The sequence below is a fragment of the Caulobacter sp. P1_B12_2 genome (assembly GCF_056406675.1).
The window spans coordinates 1-4996 of record NZ_JBFTZS010000350.1; the positions used below are offsets into that span (position 1 = coordinate 1).

At 67.2% G+C, this 4996-nt stretch carries 5 protein-coding genes and 1 pseudogene; 5 read left to right on the forward strand and 1 reads right to left on the reverse strand.

From position 1 onward, the window contains the following. On the forward strand, positions 1 to 451 hold a 451-nt coding region (locus AC1DZ6_RS18825), incomplete at its 5' end, for an isopenicillin N synthase family dioxygenase (RefSeq protein ID WP_477098670.1). Positions 452 to 579: 128 nt separating this feature from the next. On the opposite strand, the gene AC1DZ6_RS18830 is transcribed toward AC1DZ6_RS18825, so the two are convergent. Then, positions 580 to 2235: a pilus assembly protein TadG-related protein gene (locus AC1DZ6_RS18830; protein WP_477098671.1), complete on the reverse strand. Its 1656-nt coding sequence runs from the start codon at positions 2233 to 2235 to the stop codon at positions 580 to 582. 219 nt (positions 2236 to 2454) lie between these two features. Between AC1DZ6_RS18830 and rlmN the strand changes: the two genes are divergently transcribed. The 4 genes and pseudogenes from rlmN to AC1DZ6_RS18850 all read left to right on the forward strand — a co-directional run. Beyond that, complete coding sequence (rlmN, locus tag AC1DZ6_RS18835; RefSeq protein WP_477098672.1) at positions 2455 to 3672, forward strand: dual-specificity RNA methyltransferase RlmN; 1218 nt, start codon at positions 2455 to 2457, stop codon at positions 3670 to 3672. Then, entirely contained in the window at positions 3672 to 4091 is a 420-nt protein-coding gene (locus AC1DZ6_RS18840; RefSeq protein WP_477098673.1) for a hypothetical protein, read from the forward strand. The genes rlmN and AC1DZ6_RS18840 overlap by 1 nt, the downstream gene beginning before the upstream one ends. A gap of 107 nt (positions 4092 to 4198) precedes the next feature. Next, positions 4199 to 4627, forward strand: coding sequence for a DUF350 domain-containing protein (locus AC1DZ6_RS18845; RefSeq protein WP_422183999.1), 429 nt, complete (start codon positions 4199 to 4201; stop codon positions 4625 to 4627). Between the two features lie 25 nt (positions 4628 to 4652). Continuing rightward, positions 4653 to 4996, forward strand: a pseudogene (locus AC1DZ6_RS18850) (S1 family peptidase); the annotation flags it as partial.

The window sequence follows — 4996 nt, forward strand, 5'->3', positions numbered from 1 at the left end:
GGTCAAGGACGGCAACAGCGTGCTGCGCCTGTTGCACTACCCGCCGATCCCCAAGGACGCCACCGGCGTCCGGGCCGGGGCTCACGGCGACATCAACACCATCACCCTGCTGATGGGCGCGGAAGAAGGCGGGCTGGAGCTTCAGGACCGCAACGGCGAGTGGCTGCCGATCAATCCGCCGCCCGGCTGCGTGGTCTGCAACATCGGCGACATGCTGGAGCGCCTGACCAACCACGTCCTGCCCTCGACGATCCACCGGGTGGTCAATCCGCCGCCGGAACGTCGCGGCGTGGCGCGCTATTCGACGCCGTTCTTCCTGCATTTCGCGTCGGACTACCTGATCAAGACCCTGCCCAGCTGCGTCACCGAAGAGAACCCGGACCGCTATCCCGAGCCGATCACCGCCGACGCCTTCCTCCAGCAGCGCCTGCGGGAGATCAAGCTGGCCTAGCCGCCGGCACGGCCGCGCGCCAAGGCCTCATCCCGGACCTCCATCAGCCCCGGGACGAGCCAGCGGCGAGGCGCCGCCAAAGGAAAAAGCAGAAATGAAAAGGCCCGGAGCAGCGCTCCGGGCCTTTTCTATTTCGTGATCCGCAGGTTCTGGATCGAGCCGGCGATGGTGTTGAACACCGAGGTCAGCTGGCTGGTGTCGTTCACGTCGTAGTACATGTCCAGCTTGCTGGCGCAGTTCTGCAGGATGGCCTTGGAGTGGGTCGAGACCCCCACCCCGATGGCGTAGATCTTCACGCCCTCGGCCTTGGCGTTGTCGCACAGCAGCTTCTCGCGGCTGTCGATCGCGTCGCGGCGTTCGGTCGCCGAGGAGGTGGTCGTCAGGGCCGTGCCGCTGGCGTTCCTCAGCCGGCCCTGACCGATGTAGCCATAGCCCGTATAGATCGACTTGTTGGGGTTGTTGGTGACGTCGTTGGTGTTGTCGCCGTCGGTCAGCAGCACGATCACCTTGGTGGTCTTCTTGCCGTTGGCGGTGGTCGGATTGACGCCGTCGGCGAAGGGCGCGTTGTTCGACACGGTGTGCCAGCCCCAGGCCAAGCCCATGGCGACGTTGGTGTTGCCGTCGGCGATCATCTGGCCGAGCTTGGCCTTCACGACGTTCTGCTGGGTCACCGTGCGGATATTGGTCAGGCGCATCAGGCTGGTCAGCCCGCAACCGGCGTTGGGGCCGTAGTCCGTGCCCGTCTTGGCCGGGCTGATGACATTGTTCTTGTTGCTCGTGCCGTACTTGGCGATCGGCGTCGAGCGGGTGGCCCAGGCGGTGGTCAGGGTGCCGCTGGGCGAGACCCCGTCTGGCAGCCAGTTGTTCGTGATCGGATTGCCGGGATTGTTGACGACCCGGTCGTCGCGATAGCGCGTCGAGCTGGACTGGTTGACGCCGACAGTGTTGTCGTCGGGCTCGTCCGGCGCGAAGAACGGCACGAACATCGAGGCGTTGACCGAGCCGTTGGGCGGGTCGTCCGTGACGTCGTAGGGCGCGGGGCGGCTTTCGACGCATCCGGCCCAGGTCAGGCCCAGGTTCGTCAGCAGGGTGAAGCGGTTCTGGTTGGTGGCGAACACGTCCGTGCCATAGCCGGTGGTCGGCATCTTGCCGGCCAGCCAGCTGCTCTGGCTCTGATAGGTCGAGCCGACGTTCACCGTCATCGAGAACGGCACGACGCTGATCTTCACCGCGTCGGTCTCGCTGGCCCGGGCCGCGGCGGCGCCGAGGACATCGACCAACGACTTGGAGGCGGTGATCAGGGCGTCGATCTTCTTGGTCCCGGAGCCCAGGGGGCTGGCCATCGAACCGGTGTTGTCGAGCACCAGGGCCACTTCCAGCTTGTTCACCGAGCGCATCACGGTGGCGCCGGCCGAAACGTTCGAGTCGCGGGTGCTCCAGAGATTGGAGATGATCGGCTTGATCGTGACGTTCTGGATCGAACCGGCCACGGTGTTGTTCGCGCCCAGGGCGAAGGTCGAGTTGTCGCGAGTGAGCGGCACGCCCAGGCCGGCCATCTCGGTGGCCAAGGCGGCGTCGCCGACGGCGTCCAGGGCGCTGTCGGTGGTCGCGGTCGAGCGGGCGGCCATCAGGGTCGCGGCGTCGAGGGCGTCCTGCAGCTGACGCTTCTGGACGCTGACCCGGCTCAGATCGATCAGGCCGAAGGTCAGGATGGCGATGGGGATCAGCAGCAGCGCGAACTGCACGGCGATGGCCCCGCGCTCGTCGGCGCCCAAACGCCTCACGAGACGCCCCGCAAGGCGTTTCCACATGGTCATGAGCAAGGCCCGACTCCCCAGAGATCGGGCATTATCGCCAAGGACGGTGAACGGGCCGCAAACGACGATGGTGAATCGCCACATTGGAAGAAGAGGGGCCGCGACGCCGCGTCCTTTTGGAAAAGCGGCCGTCGTCTGCTATATCCTCGCCTCGATCCCTGAAATGACTTGCCCCCGGACCGCCCCTTGAGCGTCACCCTCGACCTGTCGCGCATGGCTTCCTCTGTTACCAAGCAGGGGGCCGATGCTCCGAAAGCCTTGATCAACCTGTCGGGCCTGACCCGTCCGCAGATGGTCGCCGCCCTGACCGAGAGCGGCGTCGTCGAGCATGGCAAGGCCAAGATGCGCGCCACCCAGATCTTCCGCTGGGTGCATCATCGCGGCGTGACCGACTTCGCCCAGATGAGCGACGTGGCCAAGGAAACCCGGGCTCGTCTGGCTGACTGCTTCACGATCGTCCGCCCCGAGGTGGTCGAGCGCCAGGTCTCCAAGGACGGCACCCGCAAGTGGCTGATCCGCATGGGTCCGGGCATCGAGGTCGAGACTGTCTACATTCCGTCGGTCGGCCGCAGCGGCGCGCTCTGCGTCTCCAGCCAGGTTGGCTGCACGCTGAACTGCAGCTTCTGCCACACCGGCACCCAGGCCCTGGTCCGCAACCTGACCGCCGCCGAGATCGTCGCCCAGGTGCAGATCGCCAAGGACGACCTGGCCGAGTGGCCGTCCGACAAGGACGACCGCCTGTTGAGCAACATCGTGTTCATGGGCATGGGCGAGCCGCTCTACAATCTGGGCCAGGTGGCCGACGCCATCGAGATCATCAGCGACAACGAGGGCATCGCCATCTCGCGTCGCCGGATCACGGTGTCGACCTCAGGCGTGGTCCCGCAGCTGGACGCCCTGGGCGACAAGACCCAGGCCATGCTGGCCATCAGCCTGCACGCCACCAACGACGCCCTGCGCGACGTGTTGGTGCCGCTGAACAAGAAGTATCCGCTGGACCAACTGATGGCCGGCATCCGCGCCTATCCGGGCATCAGCAACGCCCGCCGGGTGACGTTCGAATACGTGATGCTGAAGGACGTCAACGACAGCCCCGACGAAGCCCGGGCCCTGGTCAAGCTGATCAAGGGCATCCCGGCCAAGGTCAATCTGATCCCGTTCAACCCCTGGCCGGGCAGCGACTATCAGTGCTCTGACTGGGCGGCGATCGAGGCCTTCGCCGCGATCCTCAACAAGGCCGGCTATTCCTCGCCGATCCGCACCCCCCGAGGTCGCGACATCCTCGCCGCCTGCGGTCAGCTGAAGAGCGAGAGCGAGAAGGTCCGCGCCTCGGCGATGCGCAAGCTGTCCATGGCGGCCATGGCCGGCGTGCTGGACGACGACGAGGACGAGGCGGCGGCCTGATGCCGGACGCCGCCGCGCCGGACGCCGCGATGATGGCCGGCCCCCAGGCGCTGGCGCGGTTCCTCGAAACGGCTGACGAAAGCGTGCTGCGGGACGTGTTCTCGGCCGGCGATCTGGTCATCCTCGAAAACTTCCCGCCGCACGTGTTCACCGGCCAGGACGGCCTGGCGCATTGGCGCGCCCTGATGGCCCGGCACGTGGGCGCCATCAGCGACCTGCGTCACGTGTTCAGTCCGCCTCAGGACTTCGGACGGACGGGCGACACGGTCTATTTCTCGCTGCCCACCCGCTGGACCGGCGTCCGGGACGGCAAGCGGTTCGACGAACACGGCGGCTGGTCGTTCACCCAGGTGCTGGAACGAGGCCGCTGGCGGATCAGGGCCTACGGCTGGTCGGTCACCAGCTTCGTTCAGTCCTAGGCGCGCTTCATCGCCGCCTTGTCCCGCGACACCGAGGGGCGCCCCCTACGCAGGACCTTTGATCCCTGCTAGCAATGCCGTCTTCAGTTCCGGGGGTTTTCGTCTTCATGCCGCCACAGCTTCAGTCGCCCGAGATCCAGGCCTTCGCCAGCGGCCTGCCGCTGACCTTGATGCACGCCGCCATCACCCTGGTGATGCTGGTGGTGGGCACGGCGCTCTACGCGCTGCTGACCCCGCACAAGGAGATCAAGCTGATCCGCGAGGGCAACGCCGCCGCCGCCCTGTCGCTGGGCGGGGTGATGGTGGGCCTGGCCATTCCGCTGGCCACCTCGCTGTCGGCTTCCGTGTCGCCGTTGGAGATCGTGCTGTGGGGCGTCTCGACCATCGTCGTCCAACTGCTGGTCTTCCGGATCACCGACATGCTGCTCAAGGGTCTCCCCGAGCGGATCAACGAGGGCGAGGTCGCCGCCGCCGCCCTGCTGGTCGGGGCCAAGATCGCCACCGCCCTGATCCTGGCCGCCGCCGTGGCCGGCTGACGGTCGGGCAAGCGGGGCGGTTCAAGTGCATTTCCCGAAACTCCCGGACTGGCTGATCTACGGGGCGGTGGTCAGCGCCCTGCTGGTCGTGGCCATCGGCCGGCAGGAGCGTTCCGACGCGCMGCCGCCGCCGCCGCCGGTGCCGGGTGATGTCGGCCTGCCGCTGGGGCCCGCCTCGCCGTTCGATCCCTCCATCGTCGTCCAGGTGCCCGAGAAGGGCCAACCCGGCAGCGGAACGGCCTTTTCGGTCGATGACGGCGGCTCGTGGCTGACCGCCCGGCACGTGGTCGACGGCTGCAGCCAGGCGGCGATCGTCGTGGCCGACGGCCGGGGCGTCGCGGCGCGGGTCACGCTGGATCCGTCCGGGGA

What these genes read in the sequence shown, in the direction of transcription:
- AC1DZ6_RS18845 (WP_422183999.1), top strand. Translation starts at nt 4,199, where the DNA reads ATGCCGCCACAGCTTCAGTCGCCCGAGATCCAGGCCTTCGCCAGCGGC.
- AC1DZ6_RS18840 (WP_477098673.1), top strand. Translation starts at nt 3,672, where the DNA reads ATGCCGGACGCCGCCGCGCCGGACGCCGCGATGATGGCCGGCCCCCAG.